This window comes from Spirosoma pulveris (assembly GCF_054781875.1).
This window is the reverse complement of sequence record NZ_BAAGTO010000004.1, coordinates 223,623-248,859: the sequence shown is the minus strand read 5'-3', so window position 1 is coordinate 248,859 and position 25,237 is coordinate 223,623. Positions and strand designations below refer to the sequence as shown.

At 51.4% G+C, this 25,237-nt stretch carries 18 protein-coding genes and 1 tRNA gene; 9 read left to right on the top strand and 10 right to left on the bottom strand.

Translation table 11 applies throughout. The features are described from left to right. Nucleotide 1: 1 nt before the first annotated feature. Entirely contained in the window at nt 2-1,939 is a 1,938-nt protein-coding gene (locus ACYVJM_RS16930; protein ID WP_461149407.1) for a fumarate reductase/succinate dehydrogenase flavoprotein subunit, read from the bottom strand. Nucleotides 1,940-2,028: 89 nt separating this feature from the next. After that, nucleotides 2,029-2,724, bottom strand: coding sequence for a succinate dehydrogenase cytochrome b subunit (locus ACYVJM_RS16925; RefSeq protein ID WP_461149406.1), 696 nt, complete (start codon nt 2,722-2,724; stop codon nt 2,029-2,031). Between the two features lie 372 nt (nt 2,725-3,096). Here ACYVJM_RS16925 and fabD point away from each other — a divergent pair, with 372 nt between their 5' ends. Together fabD and ACYVJM_RS16915 are read left to right on the top strand one after the other, a co-directional pair. Continuing rightward, entirely contained in the window at nt 3,097-3,972 is an 876-nt protein-coding gene (gene fabD / locus ACYVJM_RS16920; RefSeq protein WP_461149405.1) for an ACP S-malonyltransferase, read from the top strand. Nucleotides 3,973-4,097: 125 nt separating this feature from the next. Then, nucleotides 4,098-4,168 (top strand) — tRNA-Gln (locus tag ACYVJM_RS16915). Between the two features lie 111 nt (nt 4,169-4,279). Here ACYVJM_RS16915 and treF read toward each other — a convergent pair. Beyond that, the gene (gene treF / locus ACYVJM_RS16910; RefSeq protein WP_461149404.1) at nt 4,280-5,887 is read right to left on the bottom strand and encodes an alpha,alpha-trehalase TreF; all 1,608 of its coding nucleotides are present in this window, start codon (nt 5,885-5,887) and stop codon (nt 4,280-4,282) included. Between the two features lie 117 nt (nt 5,888-6,004). Between treF and ACYVJM_RS16905 the strand changes: the two genes are divergently transcribed. After that, nucleotides 6,005-6,901: a UbiA prenyltransferase family protein gene (locus ACYVJM_RS16905; protein WP_461149403.1), complete on the top strand. Its 897-nt coding sequence runs from the start codon at nt 6,005-6,007 to the stop codon at nt 6,899-6,901. A gap of 73 nt (nt 6,902-6,974) precedes the next feature. On the opposite strand, the gene ACYVJM_RS16900 is transcribed toward ACYVJM_RS16905, so the two are convergent. Then, nucleotides 6,975-7,451 (bottom strand): hypothetical protein, encoded by a 477-nt coding sequence (locus tag ACYVJM_RS16900; RefSeq protein WP_461149402.1) that lies wholly within the window; start codon nt 7,449-7,451, stop codon nt 6,975-6,977. A 141-nt stretch (nt 7,452-7,592) separates the two neighbouring features. Continuing rightward, nucleotides 7,593-8,000 (bottom strand): Hsp20/alpha crystallin family protein, encoded by a 408-nt coding sequence (locus ACYVJM_RS16895; RefSeq protein ID WP_461149401.1) that lies wholly within the window; start codon nt 7,998-8,000, stop codon nt 7,593-7,595. A gap of 284 nt (nt 8,001-8,284) precedes the next feature. Between ACYVJM_RS16895 and hemC the strand changes: the two genes are divergently transcribed. The 3 genes from hemC (at nt 8,285) to ACYVJM_RS16880 (ending at nt 11,001) form a co-directional block, all read left to right on the top strand. Further along, nucleotides 8,285-9,214, top strand: a complete 930-nt coding sequence (hemC, locus tag ACYVJM_RS16890) for a hydroxymethylbilane synthase (RefSeq protein ID WP_461149400.1) — start codon at nt 8,285-8,287, stop codon at nt 9,212-9,214. Beyond that, nucleotides 9,211-9,648 (top strand): GNAT family N-acetyltransferase, encoded by a 438-nt coding sequence (locus ACYVJM_RS16885; protein ID WP_461149399.1) that lies wholly within the window; start codon nt 9,211-9,213, stop codon nt 9,646-9,648. The genes hemC and ACYVJM_RS16885 overlap by 4 nt, the downstream gene beginning before the upstream one ends. An 84-nt stretch (nt 9,649-9,732) precedes the next feature. After that, a complete protein-coding gene (locus tag ACYVJM_RS16880) occupies nt 9,733-11,001 on the top strand; it encodes an ABC transporter permease (protein ID WP_461149398.1) in 1,269 nt (422 codons plus the stop codon). A gap of 55 nt (nt 11,002-11,056) precedes the next feature. Here ACYVJM_RS16880 and ACYVJM_RS16875 read toward each other — a convergent pair whose 3' ends face one another. The 5 genes from ACYVJM_RS16875 to ACYVJM_RS16855 form a co-directional block, all read right to left on the bottom strand. Next, entirely contained in the window at nt 11,057-12,103 is a 1,047-nt protein-coding gene (locus ACYVJM_RS16875; RefSeq protein WP_461149397.1) for an adenylate/guanylate cyclase domain-containing protein, read from the bottom strand. Continuing rightward, nucleotides 12,100-12,480 (bottom strand): response regulator, encoded by a 381-nt coding sequence (locus ACYVJM_RS16870; RefSeq protein ID WP_461149396.1) that lies wholly within the window; start codon nt 12,478-12,480, stop codon nt 12,100-12,102. The genes ACYVJM_RS16875 and ACYVJM_RS16870 overlap by 4 nt, the downstream gene beginning before the upstream one ends. Before the next feature lie 72 nt (nt 12,481-12,552). Next, entirely contained in the window at nt 12,553-13,608 is a 1,056-nt protein-coding gene (locus tag ACYVJM_RS16865; protein WP_461149395.1) for an alpha/beta hydrolase family protein, read from the bottom strand. Nucleotides 13,609-13,708: 100 nt separating this feature from the next. Beyond that, nucleotides 13,709-15,142 (bottom strand): sensor histidine kinase, encoded by a 1,434-nt coding sequence (locus tag ACYVJM_RS16860; protein WP_461149394.1) that lies wholly within the window; start codon nt 15,140-15,142, stop codon nt 13,709-13,711. 50 nt (nt 15,143-15,192) lie between these two features. Then, a complete protein-coding gene (locus ACYVJM_RS16855) occupies nt 15,193-18,360 on the bottom strand; it encodes a cyclic nucleotide-binding domain-containing protein (protein ID WP_461149393.1) in 3,168 nt (1,055 codons plus the stop codon). A gap of 350 nt (nt 18,361-18,710) precedes the next feature. Here ACYVJM_RS16855 and ACYVJM_RS16850 point away from each other — a divergent pair, with 350 nt between their 5' ends. The 3 genes from ACYVJM_RS16850 (at nt 18,711) to odhB (ending at nt 25,154) form a co-directional block, all read left to right on the top strand. Further along, the gene (locus tag ACYVJM_RS16850) at nt 18,711-20,339 is read left to right on the top strand and encodes a SulP family inorganic anion transporter (RefSeq protein WP_461149392.1); all 1,629 of its coding nucleotides are present in this window, start codon (nt 18,711-18,713) and stop codon (nt 20,337-20,339) included. 280 nt (nt 20,340-20,619) lie between these two features. Further along, nucleotides 20,620-23,418 carry a 2-oxoglutarate dehydrogenase E1 component gene (locus tag ACYVJM_RS16845; protein WP_461149391.1) on the top strand — a complete coding sequence of 933 codons (2,799 nt, stop codon included), beginning with the start codon at nt 20,620-20,622 and terminating at the stop codon, nt 23,416-23,418. Between the two features lie 101 nt (nt 23,419-23,519). Next, the gene (gene odhB, locus ACYVJM_RS16840) at nt 23,520-25,154 is read left to right on the top strand and encodes a 2-oxoglutarate dehydrogenase complex dihydrolipoyllysine-residue succinyltransferase (protein WP_461149390.1); all 1,635 of its coding nucleotides are present in this window, start codon (nt 23,520-23,522) and stop codon (nt 25,152-25,154) included. Nucleotides 25,155-25,237: the final 83 nt, after the last annotated feature.

Sequence of the window (25,237 nt, the reverse complement as noted above, 5' to 3'; positions counted from 1 at the left end):
ATTATTTATAACTCCGCTGTGTCAGTTTCACGTTCTCGAATTCGAGAATCTCTTTATTAAGCACTTCGGGCTGACCATCACCCTGATACTCCCAGGCAGCAACGTAGGCGAAATTTTCATCATCACGCAGGGCTTCGCCATCGGGTGTCTGGTGTTCCTCACGGAAGTGACCACCGCAGGACTCTTCGCGGTTAAGCGCGTCGTCCACCATCAGTTCGCCCAGCTCAATGAAGTCGGCTACGCGAGCAGCCTGCTCCAGTGCCTGGTTCATTTCGTCAGAATCGCCCAGCACTTTTACATTGGTCCAGAACTCATTTTTCAGGGCCTGGATTTTCTGCTTGGCCAGCTTCAGCCCTTCGGCCGTGCGCGACATACCGCAGTATTCCCACATGATGTGGCCCAGTTCCTTGTGCAGTTCGTCAACAGGGCGCTCCCCTTTAATGGAAAGTAACTTCTGAATCTGAGCCTGTACTTTTTGTTCAGCCTCCTTAAAGGCTGGCGAATCAACGGGGATTTTATCCGCCGGTCCGATCGTTGCCAGATAGTCACCAACGGTGTACGGGATAACGAAGTACCCATCGGCCAGACCCTGCATCAACGCCGAAGCACCCAGGCGGTTAGCGCCGTGATCGGAGAAGTTAGCTTCGCCGAGCGCGTACAGGCCAGGAATCGTCGTCATCAGGTTGTAATCGACCCACAAACCGCCCATCGTATAGTGAACAGCAGGGTAAATCATCATCGGCAGTTCGTACGGGTTCTCGCCGGTGATCTTTTCGTACATCTCGAAAAGGTTACCGTATTTGGCTTCGATCGTTTTCCGACCGTCACGCTTGATGGCATCGGCAAAATCCAGGTAAACGGCCAGACCGGTTTTACTCACACCCCGACCTTCGTCGCAAACGTACTTGGCGTTACGCGAGGCTACGTCGCGGGGAACCAGGTTTCCGAAGGCCGGATAACGGCGCTCTAGGAAGTAGTCGCGGGCGTCTTCGGCCAGATCCGTCGGCTTTATTTCGCCTTTCTGGATGCGTACGGCGTCTTCTTTCGACTTGGGTGCCCACACCCGGCCATCGTTCCGCAGCGACTCCGACATCAGCGTCAGTTTCGACTGGTAGTGGCCCGATACCGGAATACAGGTTGGGTGAATCTGTGTGAAGCAGGGGTTCCCGAAGAAAGCGCCTTTTTTGTGTGCCCGCCAGGCAGCCGTCACGTTGCTGCCCATCGCGTTTGTCGACAGATAGAACACGTTGCCATAGCCACCCGTGCAAAGCAACACAGCGTGCGCCGAATGTGACTCGATTTTACCGGTGATCAGGTTACGGGTAATGATACCACGAGCCTTACCACCTTCAACCACGAGGTCGAGCATTTCAGTCCGTGGGTACAATTTCACTTTCCCGTTGGCTACCTGACGGCTCAGCGCCGAATAAGCACCCAACAGCAGTTGCTGACCCGTCTGACCCCGAGCGTAGAACGTACGCGACACCTGAGCACCACCGAACGAACGATTGGCCAGTGTACCGCCGTATTCACGCGCAAAAGGAACACCCTGGGCTACACATTGGTCAATAATGTTAACACTAACTTCGGCCAGGCGATGCACATTGCCTTCGCGTGCCCGATAGTCACCGCCTTTAATAGTATCGTAAAACAGCCGGAATACGCTGTCGCCGTCGTTCTGGTAGTTCTTGGCAGCGTTGATACCACCCTGAGCGGCAATTGAGTGCGCCCGACGGGGGCTATCCTGGAAACAGAACGCCTTGACGTTATAACCCAGCTCAGCCAGCGAAGCTGCCGCCGATGCGCCGGCCAGCCCTGTACCCACTACAATAATTTCGTATTTACGCTTGTTAGCCGGGTTGACCAGCTTCAGCGAAAACTTATGCCGGGACCACTTCTCGGCTAAGGGACCTGCGGGGATTTTTGACTCCAGTTTCATTTGTCCAATTGTCAATGAGTGAATGAGTGACTGAGTGAATAGACCGTTTCCAGCTAAAGTAGCCTCTGTGTTATCCACTCATTAACCCATTAAATTATATGGTGAACCTGTAAAAACACATAGATTGGCATGGCAGCGAACGCCAATGGAATGATGATCGCAAAGAAATATTTACCCAGCGTCTCAATGAGGGGCGTGTATTTCTTATGCCGAACACCGAGCGACTGGAAACCACTCTGAAACCCGTGAGCCAGGTGATACCCAAGCGCAACCATACAGACAACATACAGGAGTACATACCACCACTCCCCAAAAGCTACCTGCACCACAGCGTATAAATTCTTATACTGTTTGCCGTCATATTCGGCCATTGGGACCGAACCGAAGTGCATTTCGTACCAGAATGTACGCATGTGGATAATGATAAATAACAGAAGGATGGTTCCCAAAATACCCATATTCCGGGACGACCAGTCACTGTTCGCTTCCGGCTTACTGTACGCATACTTCACGGGCCGCGATGCCTGGTTATGGCGCGTTAGCACGAAGGCCATCAGCGCGTGAACCAGAATCGAGGTGTAAAGCAAATAGGAAACGGTCATAATAACCGGATTGTGGGTCATGAAGTACGTATACTCATTGAAGGCCCTCCCGCCATCACCCTTGAACAGCTGGAGATTACCAGCCATATGTACAATCAGAAAAGTACTTAAAAACAGTCCCGTCAGCGACATAATGACCTTGCGGCCGAGGGAGCTGGACAGAGTTTGTGTTACCCAAGCCATACGGTGAACGACACGAAAAATTTAGTGGTAAACTATTGAAGAAAAGCCGCTTTAAACGGCGCATCAAAGCTAAAGCACAATCCCGATGGAAACAAGGTTAAGCGGTATTATCAGCCGTTTTATAACTTTATTTACAGTCGGTATAAATTGCATTATTGCTCTACATTCTCAACAGTGTGTTCTAAATGTTTGTTCGACTTGATAAGGTTTTAATTAGATAGCTGTCAGGCGATAAAGCTGCTGCTTCCAACAGGCAGCTTGGCGTCCAATAAACCAATGATAAACAGAACATTAGTCCGATAACATGGATTTACCTTTTGAACAACCATAATTATCCGGCTATTTTGCACCATCAGTTAGTTCATCTTTATTATGAAAGCATACGTATTTCCCGGTCAGGGCTCCCAGTTTCGAGGTATGGGGCAAGACCTCTATCAACAGTCCGAAGCCGCACGCCGGTTATTTGACCAGGCCAATGAGGTGTTGGGTTATGATCTGACCACTATTATGTTTGAAGGAACCGATGAAGACCTCAAACAAACGATTTATACCCAGCCCGCCGTTTTCCTGCACGGTGTGGTTATGGCCTTGACCAATGAATCCTTCGTACCTGATATGGTAGCCGGTCATTCGTTGGGCGAGCTATCCGCTTTGACGGCCGCTGGTGTGCTCTCCTTTGAAGATGGACTGCGGCTGGCCTCCGTCCGGGCAACGGCCATGCAACGCGCCTGCGAACTGGTGCCGTCGACGATGGCGGCTGTGCTGGGTCTGGCCGATGAGGCCATTGAACGGGTATGCGCCGAAATTACCGAAGAGATTGTGGTACCAGCCAATTACAACTGCCCCGGCCAAGTGGTTATTTCGGGCAGTGTGGCGGGTATCCAACTGGCGGAAGAGCGCCTGAAAGCTGCCGGAGCCAAACGCGTTGTTTTGTTAGCTGTAGGCGGTGCTTTCCACTCGCCGTTTATGGAGCCAGCGCAGACCGAATTTGCCGAAGCCGTTCAAAATATGCCCTTCAGTGCGCCCCGATGCCCGGTTTATCAGAACGTCAACGCCGAACCCACTACCGATCCGGCACAAATCAAAGCCAACCTGATTGCTCAGTTGACCTCACCCGTGCGGTGGACCCAGTCCGTTGAACGCATGGTAGCCGACGGCGCTACGGAGTTTTATGAGTGCGGACCGGGTAAAGTGCTGCAGGGATTGATAAAAAAGATCAGTCCTGCCACGCCGATTGCCGGTATTTAAGATTGTATAGGCTCCTGAAAATCAACTAAAAGGCTACGTACTGGCATAAAAAAGGCTTTTTTTTTGTGCCAGTGCTTGCTTTTAACCCATCAGATAAAGTACCTTTGCACTCGCAATTACAAAACAGTCCGATAGTATAAGGGTAGTACGACAGATTTTGGTTCTGTTTGTGGAGGTTCGAATCCTTCTCGGACTACAAAAAAAGCCGCTTGATTTAGTTCAGGCGGCTTTTTCTGCTTTTAGCTGTAGTGCCGCCGGGAGAGATGACGTATTGATTACTCCCGGCGGCACTACAACTCAACGTCGACTATTTCTCGGTCAGTAGCTTTAAGAGCACCCCGTTTGTCCAGCCGAAGCCGTCCTGATTAGGGTACTCTCCGCCCTTTGCCCCTGCGGTGCTGATAACGTCATACTTCTCCACCATTTTGCCGGCGGCTTTATAAACCCGCAGATTTTCGTTTACCCAATTCATTTTGATCTTGGTAGCCAGCGGAACCTGCTTGTAGTTTCGAAGGCCCTGAATAGCTAACCATTGCAAGGGTGCCCAGCCATTGGGCGCATCCCATTGCTCGCCGGTGCGAACAAGGGTTGTTGTCAACCCCCCAGGCTTTAAAAACGATTTTTCCAGCGTTTGAGCTACTACCTGCGCCTGGGCAGGTGTCGCAATCCGAACAAAAAGTGGATAAACAGCTGCCAGTGAATAAACCGTCGACGGTTTTTCCGCTACAAAATCGTAATCAAAAAAGAACTGGTTTTTGGCATTCCAGCAATAGCGCTGAATAGCGTCACGTCGTTGCTGCGCCAGAACCGTGTACTTTTTCGAAAGGACTTTGTCGCCCTTCAGCCGGTAGCCTTCGGCCAGCGTCTGTTCCAGATTATATAGGAGCGCATTCAGATCGACGGGAATGAAGTCTGTTGTATGAATCGTTCTCAGGTTCTTTCCATCGCGAAACCATCGGCTGCTAAAATCCCAGCCCGATTCGGCCCCGGCGCGGATATGTTTATACAGTATGGCCGGCGTTTTAGTGCGTTTGGCCAGTTGAACATCCTCCCGGTACGACTCCGGCCGGGGTGTCATCTTATCGTCATAATAGCGATTCAGGTAAACGCCGTCCTCCAGCCGCACCACCCGCCGGTGAGCCGGGTGCTCGGCGGTCAATTGTTCCTGGCCGTCCATCCAGAAATTATACTCTCTTTGTAACTCAGGCAGGTAGGTAACCAGCACCCGGCGGCCCTGCACTTCGCTGAGCAGATTAACCATCAAGGAAAAAAACGGCGGCTGCGACCGGCCTAAAAAGTAAGTCCGGTTGCCATTCGGAATAAAACCGAACGTTCGGATCAGGTAGGCAAAATTGTCGATCATGTTCCGGATCAGGGTCGTCTGACCGGAGGCCTTCAGGCCCAGCATGGTGAAATAGCTATCCCAGTAGTAGATCTCCCCAAACCGCCCGCCGGGAACCACATACGGTTTCGGCAATGAAATCAATGAACCGGCGGGTGTGCCTGTTTGGGCAGCGGGCGATGCAGGCCGGGTAAGTACGGGCCATAGGTCGGTGATATGCTCCTGGGCCGTTTGTCCCGCCTTACTCGTATAGCCTGAGGCCGGTTTGACAGGCAGGGTGAAGTTTTGGAGAACAAACGCTTTCAGATCGAAATCCTTGCGCTGCCGCGCACTTTCGTAGTTGGCCAGAATGGTCGCTGCCGGAAATTTAGGCGTGCAATCGGCAAATGTTTTAGAGTCCGGGAAAACAGCCTTTAACTGGACGGCGTCAAATAACGGCCCGAACTGTTCGTCCGGACCAGCCAGGTTCAGTGTAGTTGAATGGGGTTTTTCGAGAACTTGCTGGCTCCAGCCGGGCGTCAGGCAAAACAGAGAAAACAGGAAGAGTACGCTAATCGTCGGGGGTAATTTCATAATATACTGTTTACCAACAGGACCGGATTCTGTCCGTGGCCTTTACCCGTATAAACCATTTTCTACCAGTTCTGTTAGTAAAAGGAATTTCCCCTAACACCTGCGGGACGCCAATTGATGATAACGACAACGGCTTATATTTTGGGGATGATAAGGCGGATTGCCAGGGTTTCCACCATCATTTTGGAGTTTCTTCTTTTCAGCAATGTCTACATAGCCATCTGTGCGGTCGTGATGTGCCAAACCACCGCCTGGCTGTTTCGGCTCACCTTACCGGAATCGTTTCTGCTGTTTACGTTTGTCGGTACGCTGGGCAGTTACTCGCTGCACTGGTTCCTGACCGATTCGTCCGCCGACTACACCCGACGGGGCCGCTGGAATTATCAGTATAGATCAATTCTGGCGAGCCTGTTTATAGGGGCTGCGCTAACGGGTGTATGGATGTTGTGGTACCTGCGGGTGTATCTGATCGAACTGCTACCCGTAGTGCTGATTACGTTTCTGTATTCGGCACCCAAAATCGACAGCCCACCCTTCCGGGCCATCCGCCGAATTGCGATCCTGAAAAGCTTGTATCTTACCTTCGTCTGGACGTATGTTACGGTCGTGCTGCCTTTTCTCGTCGTTTCTCCGCTTCAACGGCCTACCGGATTCCTGATGGCACTTTGGTTTCTCAATCGATTTCTGCTGATCTACAGTATCGCGCTCTGGTTCGACTACCGCGACCGGGATGTTGATCGCCAATCGAGGTGGCTAACCCTGGCTTCCCGACTAACCGATGCACAGTTATACCGATTTTTTTACAGTGTCGTTTTCTTTTTTGGCCTGACTCTGGTGGCGTTGTATCAGCATGGCTTTACGGTCTGGAACGTCCTCTGTATAGGGCTGCCCATGTGCTTGTTGACCCTGCTGGCCCAGCGGCTTCTGCGCAAGGCTTCCGATTATCTGTATTATATCGGCGTAGACGGCTTGCTGATGCTGTCGGGTATTCTGCTCGCCGTCACGCCTGTTTAGCTAGATACGAAGGTCGGTGCTTGTTCAGACACTTTGCCCAGACAGTCCTCCCCTGCCCCGGCGAACTACTTGCTCATTTGGCCTGACACTGTTTGATAGCGCTTTCGAAGTGCTGCTTCATGTCCTGCACCAGCTTTTCGTCCGTAGTCTTCAGATCGAAGGAGGTGTGCCCATCTTCTCCTTTTGAACGGATCTTTTTAGAGAAAATCCCGACTTTCATTTTTCCTTTTACCTTATCACCGGGAATATCGAGTACCAGCGTGTAAGTTCCCCCGCTGGCTGGCTTGTAACTTACCTTTTTAATTTCTTTCAGCGGCCAGTTCATGTCCAGCTTAACCCTAATTCCTTCTTCTTTTGTATCGACCTTCATGCTCATCTGACAGTCAGTGAAGTCGAACTGAGGGTTTACGGAATCTTCCTTATCAACTACCAGGTTATTGAGCTTTTCTTTGAGCCAGCCGGTATCAGCCGTAAGGGTTTGAGCCTGAGTGGATGCGGCAACGAAAAGACCCAGACTTATCAGGAGGTTGGTAAACGTATTACGAAGCATAAACAGTGTGTTGAGCGGTAAATGACCCAATATACTGAACTCCTGTAAAATCAAAAAGCCACTTCCGTAGAAGCGGCTTTGAACTCATCTATAGGCTACAGGACCAATGTAGATGTCCCGGATGGAAATGCAGGGTATAGATTAAAAAAGATTCTTGATGTCAATTCGGCGGTGCATGTGTTCTTTGTCTTTAAAAGGCAGCATAACCATTACCTGACCATGCTCGTGTACGGCCTCAATTTGATCGACATCAACAAAAGAGGGAATATCCAGCACGCGTAAAAACATAGGTACTGCCAATCGCTGGTTGTTTTCGTTATCCAGTGCCTGTCTGGATGTGCTGACCAGCAAAGTATAGAGAACGAGTTTATTGCCCTCGACAAGTACATTAAACGAATTGGCACTAACGCCGGGAGCCGTGAGGGTAATAACCAGACGCTCATCCTCACGCTCAACATTCATGGTTGTTTGAGTGGAACCACCGTAGAGCGTGTTTAGCAAGTCTATTTGACCGCCTGTTCCCTTAAACACATTTTCTATCGCTTTCATAGTGGATGTTGTTTACTGTTCAAGTAACTACTTAATAAACAAACGTCGTGCCTAATGAATTAATCCCATTTTTTTCAGTCAGGATGTCAGCAAAATCCGGTCGAAATCACCTGTTTAATGCCGTTTTGGCACGATACGGACATATTTACCCCTTTTTGCCGTTTTTTTGTCTGTAGAAGAATAGTGTTGCTATTTGTGGTCTGTATGTGGTTGTCTTTCTACACCTTACCACAATTTGGCTTCCTGTCTGAAAGCTGGTTTTCATGCCGTATCTTTGTTCTATCATGCATATTCGAATTGGTACAAGAAGCAGCCGCCTTGCCGTATGGCAGGCAGAACATATACAGGCATTACTCGAAAAGGGAGGCCTTACCTCAGAATTAGTCCTGATTGAAACCAAAGGCGATTTAGTACTCGACCGCTCGTTGGCCAAGATTGGCAGCAAAGGCGTTTTTACCCAGGAGCTGGAAGATCAACTCCGTACCGGAACCATCGACATTGCGGTGCACAGCGCTAAAGATTTGCCTTCCAACCTCCCGGCCGACTTACACATCATTGCCTTTACCGAGCGTGAGCCAGCCAACGATGTTCTCGTCAGTCGTAACAAATCACTTTCCTTACAGGGGGGCGAATCGTTTCGTATCGGGACCTCATCAACGCGTCGGGTAGCCATGCTCAAACATTACTGTCCGCATATTGCTACAGTCGATATGCGGGGAAATCTGCAAACCCGAATCCGTAAACTCGACGAAGGCTATTGCGATGCCCTGCTGCTGGCCTACGCCGGTGTACACCGCATGGGCTACGACGACCTGATTGTGGAACGCCTGCCCCTGGACGAATTTACACCCGCCGTTGGGCAGGGCAGTATTGCTATTGAAGTGGCGAAAGATGCCCTGAAAAGCGACGTAGCCGAAGCCATTACGCGCCTGATCGACCACGCGCCTACAGCGGCCTGCCTACGGGCCGAACGAGCTTTTCTGGCCCGGCTTGAAGGTGGTTGCAGCATTCCATCCTTTGCACTCGCCCAGTGGACAGACAATGAAACCGTTAGCCTGACGGGCGGACTCGTGAGTCTGGATGGCGATCAGCTACTGCGCGAAACCTTTTCCGGCTCCGCTGTAGAGTCTCCGCTGCTGGGGCATTCATTAGCCGAAGCCATTCTGGCACGCGGGGGCGACACCTTGTTACTTGACATTCGCGCACAGCTATGACCCCTACGATTGCCCGGTCGGACGACGACATCCGGCGCTGCTTACCGGCTATGCTGGCGCTGCGTAGTCATTTGAGCCCTGAACAGGCCTTTGAGCAAATCCGTTTCCAGCAAGCCAACGAACGCTTTGTGCTGGCCTTTGTTCCGGCCGAAGACCCCGCCGAACCTGCTCCGGCCGTAGTGGGCTATCGGATAATGAATTTTCTGTACTGCGGCAAAACGATTTACATTGATGACCTGTCCACGCTACCAAACGCACGGGGCAAGGGATATGCCAGCGCCCTGGTCGATTTTGTTGTTGATCAGGCCCGCCAACTAGGCTGCCAGTGTATATCGCTCGACTCGGGTCAGAACCCGGCCCGCTACGATGCCCACCGGCTGTATTTGAACAAAGGGTTCAATATTACCAGTCATCATTTCAAACTGGATCTGTAGCGGCTTTTCCGACACACGACAAAACATGCAAAAAAAGCCTTTCTTTACGTTTTTGCGCCCTTTACGGTTAAATCCTGATAGCCAATGAATCTGTTCCGAATTAGTTGGAGTAACCTGAAAGATAAACCTCTGAGCAGCTTCTTAAGCGGACTGCTCATGACATTCGGTATCACGATTATTTCGTTGCTGCTGTTGCTCAACAAGCAGTTGGATGATCAGTTTCGCAAAAACATAAAAGGAATTGACATGGTGCTTGGGGCCAAAGGCAGCCCGCTCCAGCTGATTCTGGCCAGTATCTACCAGATTGATTCCCCAACGGGCAACATTCCGCTCGATGAAGCCGAACGCCTAACCCGTAACCCAATGATCAAAACGGCGATTCCCCTGTCGATGGGCGACAATTACCAGTCGTTTCGCATTGTTGGAACCAACAAGAAATACCTCGATCATTTTGGCGCTACCGTAGCTCAGGGAAAGCTTTTTGAGAAGCCACTGGAAACGGTGATCGGCCCACGGGTTGCAGCCGTTACCGGCTTGAAAATCGGGGATATGTTCTCGGGCTCCCACGGCCTCGATAAAGACGGCGACGTACACGCTGACACCAAATACAAGGTTGTTGGTATCCTGAGTCCCACCAACACGGTTGCCGACCAGCTCATTGTAACGCCCCTGTCCAGCGTTTGGGCCATTCACGAGCATCATGAGGAACACGAAGGGGAACATTCTGATGAAGAACCACGGGCAACCGGGCCGGTGGCGGGACCAATGCTCGCCGGGCCGAGTGCCGGACCTACAGAGGAGCCCGGTGAGCCCCGCGAGATCACAAGCATGCTTATCAAGTTTCGGAATCCGCTGGGTATGATGCTGGCTCGGGGTATCAACAGCAACTCCAAACTTCAGGCAGCCCTGCCCAATATTGAAATAAACCGGCTATTCTCCCTACTTGGCGTGGGTGTCGAAACCCTGCGCGGGCTGGCTATCGTCATTATGCTGATTTCCGGCATTAGTGTATTCGTTTCGTTGTACAACTCTCTGAAAGAGCGACGCTACGAAATGGCCCTGATGCTATCGATGGGTGCTACCCGCGCGCAGCTTTTCGGAATGTTGCTTCTGGAAGGTCTGGTACTGGCTCTGATCGGCTTTGTTCTGGGCATCCTGCTCAGCCGTGTGGGGCTGTGGCTCTTTTCCAGCAGCGTTTCGTCGGAGTACCACTATAATCTGGCCGCATTCGGCATCTTGCCCGAAGAGTGGATTTTGCTCGGCGTAGCAATCCTTATTGGCCTGCTCGCGGCTGCCCTGCCCGCTCTGGGCGTCTACCGCATGAACATCTCCAGAACACTGGCTGAAGAGTAGAGAGAACGATGTAAGATGTATCTGGCCTAGAAAACAATACATCCTACATCATTCTTCACCCCAGCACATTGTACACCACCACGGGGGCTGATTTATTTTTGAGGGTCACTTCGCCGATACGCTCGCAGGTGAACGATTCAGCTATTTCCCGCTGGGCCGATTCAACGATGACAATCTGACCGGCCTGAGCAACGGTTTGTAAGCGCTGGGCCATATTGACGGCATCACCGATAACGGTATAATCTAACCGCCGGAGTGTAGCCGACCCAATATTCCCGGATACCATTTCGCCGGTGTTGATCCCGATGGATACCTGAGGGTGGTAATTCGGATGGTTGGGCAAATTATCCTCCAGAGCCGCAATCTGCGTCCGAACAGCCAATGCCGCTTCAACAGCCCGGTCGAAGTGGTATTCGCCCCTGAAAACAGCCATTACGGCATCGCCCATAAACTTATCGACGTGTCCGCCCTGGGCAATAATTTCTTTGACCATCACATCGAAGTATCGGTTGACGAGCCGCACGACCGTATCGGCCGACTCACGCTCCGAAATGGCGGTAAATCCGCAGATGTCGATGAACAGGACGGTGGCCAAGACGGTTTCGCTGGCTGAAATGGCAGTCTCAAACTCGGCCCGGCTCATGAACGTCAGCACCGACTCATCGACGTACATCCGCAGAATATTATTTTCTTTGATTGCCTGGAGTGTCTGTCGCAACTGAGCAACGTACTCCATGGTCTTCTGCATGGTCAGTTCCAGATCTTCGAAATTGACCGGTTTCGTTACGAAATCAAACGCCCCCCGGTTCATGGCTGTCCGGATATTATCCATATCGCCATAAGCCGACACAATGACCGCTTTGAGCATTGGGTTGCTTTCATGGAGCTTGATCAACAGCGTCAGTCCATCCATACCGGGCATGTTGATGTCGGTCAGGACCATGTCCACATCGGGTTGCTGCGCCAGCATTTCCAATGCCTCTACGCCATCGTGGGCAAACACGAATTCGTACTGCTTTTCTCTAATCTGTCGTCGAAACTTCTGTTTTATCAATAACTCAAGATCCGTCTCGTCGTCAACCACCAATATTTTGGCCTTCATGCTAAATCGTGAAGTTTTTGTTTGAGGACTGTGAAATCGAGTGGCTTTGTCAGAAAATCATTAGCCCCCAGTTCAACAGCCTGTTGTTGCGAATCGGGATCACCATAGGCCGTAATCATCATGACCACCGGCGACGGAGGAGTCTTAAAATCAGCCCGAATATGCCGTAACAGTTCAAAACCGCTCATACCAGGCATATTAATGTCCGATAAAATCAGAATAACTTCCGATTTATGACCTTCCAGGTACGTAAGCGCTTCTTCGCCCGAGTTCGCGAAATCCAGTTGAAACTGGGCACTGCGGATTTCACGCCGGAAACGCTGTAGAAAAAGGTCTTTTACGTCTAGCTCATCGTCAACTACTAAAATTTTCATCATAAGGAAGGGTAGGGTTCCAGTCAAAGATAAATGATTTAGCCTACGCCTTTGTAGGTTTACTCTGGTTCATGGTCAACGGGTGGCGGCAGGTGGATTCAGGTAACGGGCCAGAAACCGATAGACTTCCTCGCGCGATTCGTGCGCCAGCCGCGTATCGAGCCGGTTGAAACTGTGCCCACCCGGAGCGTCCTGATAAATCTTGTACTCAAATTTCTTGTCGTGTGCTTTCAGGGCATTAATCAGCGATTCGACCTCCAGCACGTTTACGTCTTCATCATTCGTATTGGTATGAATGAGCAACGGTGTTTTGAGCTTCTGTGCATTCCAGACCGGCGACCGCCGACGGTATTCAGCCACATTTTCGGACGGATCTTTACCGATATGCGTCGCTTCCGAGAATATTGTCCGGTAGTTTTGGGGCTTGTAGCCAAGGCGGGCAATGATATCGGTTACGGGTACGCCGGCATACGCTACCTTGTAATCGTCCGGGTGGTCAAAAATATTCATCAGCGAAATCATACCGCCATGGCTCCAGCCAATGATGCCTATGCGATCCGGGTCGACCTGCGCCATGTTTTCGACGGCCCAGCGTTTTCCGGCCAGCACATCATCATTTTCGTAGTCGCCGTAGTCAATCTGCTTATAAAATTCACTGCCATACCCGGCACTGCCTCTGTATTCAGGCGCGATGATCAGGTAACCCTGATCGAGCAGCTCCCGGACAACGTGGGCATACAATGTGCTGAAATCTCCGTGAATGCCATCGTGTACAAAAACGAGCAAGGGCAACTTCTTTGCCGATGCAAACTTCTTTGGCGTAAAGGTGTAGGCCGGTATAACAACCGGGTTATTAGCCCCCTGCCCCGTTGGGTTTTTGATAACGTGGGGTGGTTTGCTGCCATACCGGACTTTGTCGATAATGGCCACATCGCCCAACTTCTGGTACCAAAGCAGGTCATCAATGATTTTTGTTACTCCCTGATTAGCCATGCGGAGGTTTTCTTCAAGCATTCTAATCCGTTCGGCAAGGTCGGCAGGTGAAGCGGGAGCCGTAGTTGCGGGCGCGTTTTGCCCGTGAGCCGTGCAATGGATGAAAACTAAAAAAAGGACTATGTAAACGTTACGCATAGGATGATGAAGATTCGTTGATTACTTGATTTCACTTCAGGAGGATGTATTCATTGTTACTTAAAAAAGGTAATATACAAATAAACTATACCGGTTACTCTCAGCTTCGCAGTGTTATAATGAATTTAGAGCCCTCACCCACTTTGCTTTCGACCTCCAGCGTACCGCCATGCCCTTTCGTAATAATTTCATACGCAAGTGAAAGCCCCAGTCCGGTGCCCTCACCCGTGGGCTTGGTGGTGAAGAATGGCTGAAAAATTTTCTGCTTCACCTCGTCGGTGATACCCGTTCCATTATCCGCTACGGTAATCACCGCTTCATTATTGGTACAGCGGGTGCTCACGATAACCGTTGGGTGATAACTCAAGGGGCCTTCCTGTTTCTGGCGTTGCTGAACAGCATAAAAAGCATTCGTAAATAAATTGAGCAGTACCCGGCTGATGTCCTGTGGGACCAGACTGATTAACCCCAGCGACGGGTCCAGATCGGTACTAAAGAGGGCGTTGAAGCTTTTATCCTTTGCCCGTAAGCCATGATAAGCCAGACGGAGATACTCTTCGCACAGGGCATTTATATCCGTAGGTTCGCGCTGCCCGGTACTGGTCCGGGAGTGCTGAAGCATCCCTTTCACAATGGAGGAGGCCCGTCCGCCATGATAATTTATTTTCTGAAGATTCTGCTTCAGATCGGTTAATAGCTCGGCTTCAAGCTCGGTGTCGCGGTCGGGTTTAACCTGTTCGTCCACCAACTCGTCAATCAGCTCAATGCTGACTTCGGAAAAGTTATTGACAAAGTTGAGCGGATTTTGAATTTCATGGGCGATACCCGCCGTCAACTCGCCGAGCGAGGCCATTTTTTCACTTTGTATGAGTTGCGTCTGCGTCGATTTGAGTTCGACCAGGGCTAACTCCAGCTCCTCTTTTTGCCGGGTAATTTCGGCCGTTCGTTCGGCAACCAGATACTCGAGTTCCTGCTTCTTCGCTTCAATGATGCGCCGTTGCTCAGCTTCCAGCGCGCGTTCTTCGTCAATTTTCAGTTGTTGTTTTTTCTGCCGGTTGGCGACGAACAGGAAGGCAAATAGCCAGAAAGATGCGAACCCGGTTATGTTATCGAAAAAATCGTCGTGTGCCTTGGCGAAATCCGGAAATAGGTCCTGTATGATCTTCGAAATAGAGACGAAGAACATAAAGGGCGCCAGAGCAATTAAGAGGGTCCGTGCCGACTGGTTATCTTTAATAAGCCTTACGGTGTAGACAACCGCAACCAGGGCGACAATCCAGATAAGTCGTAGCGGGAAATCTTCATGAATTGCGGTGCTCAGGATGACGAAGGAGACATTGACGATCCAGAAACGCTGAAGTACACTGTCCCAGTGGGGTGTACGATTTTTCGTATCCAGAAATCGCCGTACCTGCCAGATAATAACTAAGGTTATAAACGACGAGAATATTTCATCCTGATTCATTGAGTCTGGTTGGGGTTTGGCTGTAGTGTGCGGGTCGTGCAAGATAGAAACCAAACCGAAGCCGAACAATAGCCCGACAAACCTTATGGACTACATTTCTAATCAAGAGGTTACACGTCTCACGAGGCTGTTACACGCTTGGCTAGTAGTTCATTCTGCCGCCGAATCCGACCTGACAAACTTTTCACTATACTCCGCAGCACCTCCCCCCTCTCTTCCATTAAATCATAGAAATCGTCCTGGTCAATACGCAGCAAGCGGACATCGGTAATGGCCTCTGCCGTAGCCGAACGGGATTCGGTGTCCAGCAGCGCCAACTCACCAAAGAAGTCGCCCCGACCAAATCGGGCCAGTTCCGTTTCGCCATCCAGAATAGCCACTTCGCCCGTGTAGATGACGTACATACCTGTGCCCAGATCACCCTTCCGAAAAATAGATACCCCCGCCTTGTGTTCCTCTTCTTTCATAATTGGTGTGATACTGGCCAGAACGTTTTCGGGCGTTTGGGCAAACAGACTGGCTTGAGACAATAGCAATACCCGGTCGTAAGCGGAAATCTGCTCGGTAGAATGGGTGGCGTGCGACATAAGCAAAGGAGATAAAGTACCAAAACGGGATTCCTGAGACTGCCGGGCCTGCAAGGCCTCGGCCGAGGGTAGTGTCCGAAGAACGACATCAATCGTCCAGGGTGAAAAAACGGTTTCACCCATCCGCAACACAAACGCCCTAATGGGTTCCTGATCATCGAACGGCCCCAGTTCAGCATCGAGAATGCGATTTTTTTCGGCGCGGGGCAGGTCATCTACCAGTACCTGAAGTGTTTGATAGGTGGCCCGTGGAATCAGGTTGTCCAGCATTTCGAGTGAATTGGCGCGCCGTTCGCGGGCCGGATGTCCGACACCCAGGCGAGCTCCGGCAATGGTTTCCGAGTCATAGAGCTGCATCAACACATCGAATAGCCGCTGCAGCAGTACAGCCAGTTCATAATCCAGTGTTTTTGTCAGGGCAGCATCCGTCAAACTCCCGTGAAGGAGCCGCTGCGCTAGCCCTATCTCTTCGTGCATAACCGCGCGAAAGAGCGCATCGTCTTCGGGTTCGTTCGGGAACCGGCGCAAGGCGCGGAGGGCGGCACTTCGCACAACTACATCGGGTTGCTGCACCAGCCCATTCAGCAGGTGGCGACTTTCGGGCGTCAGAATGGCTCCGCAAACAGCCGCTATACGCTCCAGCACCAGCCGGTCGGTAGTCGACTGCCGTACCTGACGCAGGGCCGACACGGTTTCGGCTCCACGGGCCTTGAGTGCCTGGGTAACGGCTCGTCCAATACTCTTGTGCGTTAGATTATCCAGCAAATACTGCGTCAGGCCAGCACTGGACAGATGGCCGGCCGCGTTGATAGCGGCTTTGCGAACATCGGCATTTGGACTTTCCAGCCGTTCTTTAACCAGCGCAGCAAAGCTGTTTAGCCTTAGGTTAGCAATAAGTACCAAGGCTATTTGCTGAAGTGCCGGGGCGGAATCGGCAGCTAATTTGGTCAACGCTGCAAGAGCCGCCGGATCGTGTGAGTTTAATTCCAGTACTCCATTGATAGCGCCCCGCCGGATGGAGAGGTCGGTATGATTGATCAGCGGAGCCAGCTCGGCAGCTTCTACGTTTATGCGCCGTCCCAGCAGATAAGCTGCCTGCTGGCGTAAGGCCGGGTCATCGTCTGTCAGGGCAATGTGCGTTACCTGACGCACAGGAAGGGCCTGTTTCATTCGGGCGGCTGCCGCCAGCGCTCTCCGGCGGACACCGGGGCTGGTATGCGCCAGCAGTGAAGGAATCTGTCGGCTAAGTTCTTCGGGATTGTGAGCATCCAGCCAGCTAATTGCCGTTAGTACGTCGTCGGGCCGATTACTTTGCAATTGCCGGAGCAGGCTGGCCTGCGCTACCATGGGCATAGCCAGTTGATCGCGCTCCAGAAACCGCCGACCGATGGCATCTGTCAACTCGTGCAGATACCGCTTGTACGTATGGCGCAACAGCCATACTGCTCCGGCCAGTACCGTAATCCAGACTAGGGCTCCACCGGCTTCGAGCGTTGTATGTAGCAGATAAATGAGCAATCCGGCAACGCCCAGGCCAATTGGTTCGTATAATCCTTTAGCCAGCGTGTGCCCCTTAAGCCGCTGAGGAGGGAGTAATGGCTGAAACAAAACCAGAAATACCGGGTCGAACAGCGCCCGGCGGGCTACTTCGAAAACCAGATACAGGCCACAGAAGTAAATCAGCGAAACCGTTTCGCTGCTGGTAAAATAGCGTAGCCCGATCAAACCAATCAACCCCGTTAATGCCAGCCAGGGCAGTACCAATAACGAACGCTGGATGCCAAACCGGTCGAGAACCTGCCGCGACATCAGCAACTTCACCAGCATAGCAACTCCATATGTCAGCGCCAGTACATAACTCACGTAGCGGATAACATCGGTCTGGTCGTGAAAGCGATGCTTTACGTTAATGAAGAAATTATACTCGATTTCTGTTGCCACGGCCGCCATCACCGCCAGACTCAGGCACATGTAAAAAATCAGCTCACTACCGCCAAACCGCTTGCCAATTAATCGGGACGGCTCCCGGCGGGCAGTCCGGTCAGCTCCTTGTGGTGCGTGAATATCGTGCGACTGGATGGTTAGCTGAAGAATGTAAAGTGCCGCCAGAAAGGATCCGAATGCAACCAGCAGTAACCGAAGCACGTCGGCATGGGCATGTACCAGGGCGGCCAGAATAGCGCCTATGGCTTTGGCAGGCATATCGCCGGAGCTAATCACGCCAAATAGCCGCTTACTCTGCCGGGTGTCGAATACAACAGCCGAGACCCCCCAGAATTCCAGATTTGTCAGTAGGTAGATAAGTCGGTAACCGGTCATGATGGCTACCGCAGCCATGATTGAATGACCTACGACCACCAGAATGGCCACAACAATGGTCATGACAACGGCGGCAATCAGCACCCGAACGGCCAGGCTGCGCAGAGCCAGATGATGCTCATAATACGCATAGATTTGACCGACACCGATCATAGCGGCAGCCGAGGCTATATAGGCAATGGGAAGGCTGGTTTCAGGCTGGTTTTCGAGCAGAATGGCATTGGCTGCTACATAAATGAGAATGGTGCCAATGCCAAGCAGAAAGTTATGAATAAAAAATAACCCCACCGTGCGGCTTTCCTCCGGCCGAATGCCCAATGCACGATGCCATCGCTGAGGAGGAGAAATAGGTTGAGAAGTAGAATCTGCACCAACAATCATAAGCGGGATTTACAACGCAATTTACCGTCAAATATACGCACCAGTGAATCAGAAGCAGGTAATCACTGCGTTAAATTGCGTCGTAGACAAAGCTTAAAAGGCTTTAAGCAAAAATTAATAAACAAGAGGTCTAAGGACTATACGTTAATATGTCATAAAGTCTATAGAATTAGTTCAATGCCTCAAAAAAGCAAATTATATTTTACCAATTTATTTTTTACCAAACAAAATCAATATTTTTATACATTTAGCTTATCATTAACTAGTTTTTAATCTGACCTTAATAGCAGGTTAATATCAGTTGTTGAATCTTGTCCGGTCTTAGACCCTGAACGCAACTGATAACCTAAATGGAAGCACAAGTCAAACCTATTATTCACGTTGTTCCGGCAAAAGGCCTTGCCGGGTTGAAAGAAAACTGGAAGTCCGATTTATTATCCGGATTCCTGGTTTCGCTGATTGCCTTGCCACTCAGTCTTGGTATTGCATCGGCCAGTAATTTCCCGCCGATTATGGGCGTGTTGACAGCCATCGTTGGTGGGTTGATTGTTGCGTTTTTTGCCGGTTCAGAGCCAACCATCAAAGGTCCCGCAGCGGGATTGATTGTGATTGTGGCCGGTTGCGTGGAAGAATTAGGAAAGGGTGACCTCGAACTGGGCTGGAAACTGACCCTGGGTGTTATCATAGCGGCTGGTGTCCTGCAAGTGGTTATGGGCGTGCTGAAAGTGGCCAAACTAGCCGACTTTTTTCCGCTGTCGGCCGTTCACGGTATGCTGGCGGCTATTGGTATCATCATCATGTCGAAGCAGATTCACCTGGCCGTTGGTATAGCCCCTTCAGAATTAAAAGGCAAAGAACCTCTGGAACTGCTGGCCATGGTGCCCCACAGTCTCAGCCATATGGAGTGGCACGTCGCAGTAATCGGGCTCGTCAGCCTGGTTATTCTTTTTAGCTGGCCGAACATCAAAAGCAAAGCGATCAAGCAAATCCCTCCCGCGCTGGTTGTACTCGTTGTAGCTGTTGCCCTGGGATTATACTTCCACCTGTCTGATACAAAACTATACAGCGCCATTAAACCACTGGTCAATCCCGGCGAGTTTAAGCTGTCGTACAATGCAAACTTTGGAGCCTGGTCGGGCGACATGCTGCCCATTGCTCTGAAATACCTCGCTATGTTCACCATTATTGGCTCGCTGGAGTCGCTGCTGACGGGCAAGGCCATCGACCTGCTTGATCCCTACAAGCGTAAATCGAATTTAAGCAAGGACTTAACGGCGGTCGGCGTAGGCAATATGGTATCAGCAGCCCTCGGTGGTCTGCCAATGATTTCAGAAGTGGCCCGTTCGTCGGCGAACCTGACCAATGGCGGCAAAACCCGCTGGGCAAACTTCTTTCACGGCGGATTCCTGCTGCTTTTTGTGGTGGCCCTTGTTCCGCTCATTAAACTTGTTCCGGTAGCAGCCCTGGCGGCTATCCTGATTGCCGTTGGGTTCCGGCTGGCTGCTCCCAAAGAGTTTCGCCATATGCACCACATCGGAGCTGAGCAATTGATCGTATTTGTGATTACAATTATAGCTACGCTGGCTACCGACCTGCTGGCAGGCATTGCGGTAGGTATTGCAGCCAAGTTTGTTATCCAGCTGGCACTCGGCCTGCCAATCAAATACCTTTTCAACCCCGAGCAGGAGCTTGTTTCCGAGGGATCTCACCATACACTAACCATCACCGGAGCGGCTGTATTTACCAATTACCTGTCGATCAAAAAGCAACTGGACACCATCCCGCAGGAAGCAGGTCAGCACGTCACGGTCGACTTACACAAAGCCCGGTTCGTAGACCATACCGTCATGGAAAACCTGCATAATTACGAGCGTGATTTTCAACTGGCGGGTGGCGAGTTCCACGTCATTAACCTCGATGAACACAAACCCATGTCGGCTCACCCGCTGGCGGCCCGTCGCAAAAAAGTGGCTGTTTAATCGTTCATTACTCAAACAAAAAGCCATCTCCACCGGGATGGCTTTTTGTTTGAGTAAAAAATAGGTTTTCTTGTCGGCGTCAGAACCTATAACGCACTATATGGTTTCATTTATAGTTCTCTTTTCAGAACTTATTTTTGCAAAAAATTCAATTTTTCAGGTCGTTGTTCGCTTAAACGGATAGCTATCAGCAATTGGTAGGATAAAATCAATAAATTTTGGGCCAACTCTGTAGCTGATACGCTACCTTTGCGGGTCAAAACAACGACGCGCCCCCGTCATGGATCAGTACTCATATATCGCCAATTCCGACGCGGCTTACGTAGATCAACTTTATCAGTCTTATAAACAAGACCCACAGACAGTTGACGAAAGCTGGCAGCAATTTTTTAAAGGGTTCGAGTTTTCACTCACCTACGGTGAAAAAGCCAGTGGAAACGGCACCGGCAGTCAGGCCGAGCCTGGCAAAAGCAACGGTGCCGCGCTGAACGGCTCATCCGGCAATGGCCAAACCACGGCCAAACCAGTGGATGCATCCCACGCCGAAAAAGAGGTATCGGTTGCCAGCTTAATCAAGGCATACCGGTCACGTGGCCACCTGCTCGCGAAAACCAATCCGCTCAGGGAACGCAAAGACCGGCAACCCCGCGTCGATCTTCCCGATTACGCGCTCTCCGAAGCCGACCTGGACACCGTTTTCGAATCAGGCAAACTGCTCGGAATCGGACCGGCTACGCTGCGGGTTATCATGGATTCGCTGCGAAAAATATATGCCGGTGAAATTGGCTTTGAGTACATGTACATCCGCGAGCTGGATGTAAAAAACTGGCTGCGTAACAAAATTGAGAAAGAAGCGCTCGTTTTCATGCCTACTCTGGATGAAAAGAAGCGTATCCTCGAAAAACTCAATGAAGCCACCGTTTTTGAAAACTTCCTCGCCACAAAATACCTCGGGCAGAAGCGCTTTTCGCTGGAAGGCGGTGAAGTGACCATTCCGGCCCTCGACACCATCATCAGCCAGGCGGCCGATATGGGTGTTGAAGAAGTAATGATTGGTATGGCGCACCGTGGACGGCTCAACGTACTGGCCAATATTCTGGGCAAGTCGTACGAGTCGATCTTCGATGGTTTTGAAGGAAACGTACCCGATCAGGTGCATGGCGATGGTGACGTTAAATACCACCTCGGCTATTCGAGCCTGACCGAAACTAAGTCGGGCAAGCAGATCAGCGTAAAGCTGGCTCCTAACCCATCGCACCTGGAAGCGGTTAACCCCGTTGTGGAAGGCTTTGTGCGGGCCCAGGCCGACGAAGAATACCAGGGCGATTTCACGAAGATCATGCCAATCCTGATCCACGGCGACGCTGCCGTTGCCGGTCAGGGTATTGTCTATGAAGTGACGCAAATGGCGAAACTGGCGGGTTACACAACCGGCGGTACCGTTCACTTTGTGATCAACAACCAGATTGGTTTTACCACCGATTTTGAAGATGCCCGCTCGTCGATCTATTGCTCGGATGTAGCCAAGATCATCGACGCACCTATTTTCCACGTCAACGGCGACGATCCGGAAGCGGTTATTTTCTGCGCCAAACTGGCGGTAGAGTTCCGGGAGAAGTTCAACCGGGATGTGTTTATCGATATGGTCTGCTACCGTCGTTACGGCCACAACGAAGCCGACGAGCCGAAGTTCACGCAGCCAACGATGTACAACATCATCGACAAGCACCAGAATCCACGCGAGATCTACAAAGACCTGCTCATCAAGCGGGGCGATGTCGATGCCGAACTGGCGCAGCGCATGGATACGGAATTCAAGAAGCAGTTGCAGGACCGGCTCGACCGCGTTAAGCAAAAAGCCGAAATTCCGTATAAACCACTGCGACTCGACCGCGACTGGTCCGAACTTCGTTTCAGTGAACCATCCGACTTCGAAAAGTCACCCGAAACGGGCGTACCGGCCGAAACGCTGCAAACCGTTGGTAAAGCACTGGTAAAATTACCGGAAGGCTTTAAGCCGCTGAAGCAGATCGACAAGCTTCTGAAAGATCGGCAGACGATGCTCAACGACACCAAAATGGTGAACTGGGGCACGGCCGAACTGCTGGCCTATGGCTCGCTGCTGCTCGAAGGCAGAGCCGTTCGGTTAAGTGGCCAGGATGTGCAGCGGGGTACATTCTCGCACCGCCATGCCGTACTGCATGATTCTGAGACGAATGCCTCGTACTCCTCACTGGATTACATTCAGGAGGATCAGCAGAAATTTCAGATTTACAACTCCTTGCTGTCAGAATACGGTGTACTGGGTTTTGAATATGGTTACGCCATGGCTAACCCGCATGCACTGGTGATTTGGGAAGCGCAGTTCGGTGACTTCTCGAACGGTGCCCAGCTCATCATCGACCAGTTTATTGCCGCTGCCGAATCGAAATGGGGGATTCAGAATGGGGTAACGATGCTGCTGCCTCACGGCTACGAAGGCCAGGGACCGGAGCACTCCAACGCCCGTCCTGAACGCTACCTTCAGCTCTACGCAGAATACAACATGGTAGTAGCTAACATCACAACGCCCGCTAACCTGTTCCACGCCATGCGTCGTCAGTTGGCCTGGACGTTCCGGAAGCCGCTGGTTATCATGTCGCCTAAGTCGCTGCTGCGCCATCCAAAATGTGTTTCTCCGCTGGAAGACCTTACCAAAGGGTCGTTCCAGGAAATCATTGACGACAGCTACGCACAGGCTAAAAAGGTGAAACGAGTGCTGCTTTGCACCGGTAAAGTCTATTATGACTTACTCGATAAGCAGCAGGCCGACCAGCGCGATGACGTAGCCATTGTACGGATCGAACAGTTGGCACCGCTTTCCAAAACACAACTGAACGCGGTGTTGGAGAAGTACAAGAAAGCCGAGATTTTCTGGGTACAGGAAGAACCGGAAAACATGGGTTACTGGACGTACCTGCTGCGCATTGGACTGACTTATCCGATCATCTCGCGGAAAGCCTCAGCTTCACCCGCTACCGGTTACCCAAAAATACATTCTCAGGAACAAGCCGACATCGTTCGAAGAGCGTTTGAATAAAAACAGTTGTAAGTTGCAAGTGCTTAGGTTGTCCGTAATTGCGCCAGCGCATTACCCGTATAACTTAGCCACTTGCAACTTGCTCACTTACAACTAAGTATATGGCCGTTGACATGAAAATCCCACCCGTGGGGGAATCCATTACCGAAGTAACTGTTGGTACCTGGTATAAAAAAGAAGGTGACCACGTAAAAATGGACGATGTACTTTGCGGACTCGACTCCGACAAGGCAACGTTTGAACTCACTGCCGAAGCCGACGGTGTTCTGCACATTCTGGCACAGGAAGGCGATGTGTTGCCTATTGGAGCCAGCATCTGCACCATCAACGGAGATGGCAGCGCCCCGGCAACTGCGCCCGCGGCCGAGCCCGCAAAAGCTGAAACTCCGGCTCCGCAAGCGCCTGCGCCCCAGTCTGCTCCAGCAATGCAGTCGGTAGCGGAACCCGCACAGGCGGCTGTAGCTACTCCAGCAGCGGCTACCAGTGTCATTGAAATGAAAGTTCCGGCCGTTGGCGAATCCGTTACGGAAGTGACCATTGCCTCGTGGAGCAAAAAAGATGGCGATCAGGTTGCCCTCGATGAAGTTCTCTGCGAACTCGAATCCGACAAGGCGACGTTCGAACTCCCCGCCGAAGCTGCCGGTATACTCCGCATTGTGGCCGAAGCAGGTGAGACGCTGCCCATTGGTGCGCTGATCGCTAAAATAGAAGTGGGTGCCTCAGCTCCTGCTCCGGCCGCAGCCCCCGCGCCACAGCCCGCTGCAAGTGCCCCTGCTGCCGATACATCGGCCAACGGACAGAATGGTACGAGCTATGCTGCGAATTATCCATCGCCGGCAGCCGCTAAAATTCTGGACGAGAAAGGCGTTAATGCACAACAGCTTCAGGGTACCGGCGTTGGCGGACGGATTACGAAAGAAGATGCGATGAAAGCATCACCCGCTCCGGCACCAACTCCAGCCCCGGCTGCTCAGCCAGCAGCCGCGAAACCAGCGGCTCCGGCACCTGCTCCGGCGGCTCCTTCCGCACCGGGTAGCCGTAACCAGCGCCGTGAAAAAATGACTTCCCTTCGCCGGACAATTGCCCGCCGATTGGTAGCAGTTAAAAATGAAACGGCTATGCTGACTACCTTCAACGAGGTAGACATGAAGCCAATCATGGACCTGCGGAATAAATTCAAAGATAAGTTCAAGGAGAAAAACGGTGTAGGCCTCGGCTTCATGTCGTTCTTCACGAAAGCCGTTTGTATTGCGCTCAAAGATTTCCCGGCGGTAAACGCCCAAATCGACGGCGATCAGATGGTATTCAACGATTTCTGCGACATTTCAATTGCCGTTTCTTCGGATCGGGGGCTGGTTGTTCCCGTTATCCGGAATGCCGAGCAGCTGAGTTTCGCGCAAATTGAGAAAGAAGTCGTTCGTCTGGCTGGTCTGGCTCGTGAAAACAAGCTGACTATCGAGCAAATGACGGGCGGTACGTTCACAATCACCAATGGCGGCACCTTCGGTTCGATGCTGTCGACGCCGATTATCAACGCCCCTCAGTCGGCTATTCTGGGCATGCACAACATCGTTGAGCGCGCTGTAGTCGTCAATGGTGAAATCGTTATCCGGCCGATCATGTACGTAGCCCTCTCGTACGACCACCGGATTATCGACGGTAAAGAATCGGTTAGCTTCCTGGTTCGCGTCAAGCAAATCCTGGAAGACCCAACCCGGATTCTGTTCGATATGTAATCGTTTAGTATTTGATAAAAAAGGCCGCCCCGAATGTCGGGGCGGCCTTTTTATTTTTGTCATCTCTCCTGCGTCGGGATGAC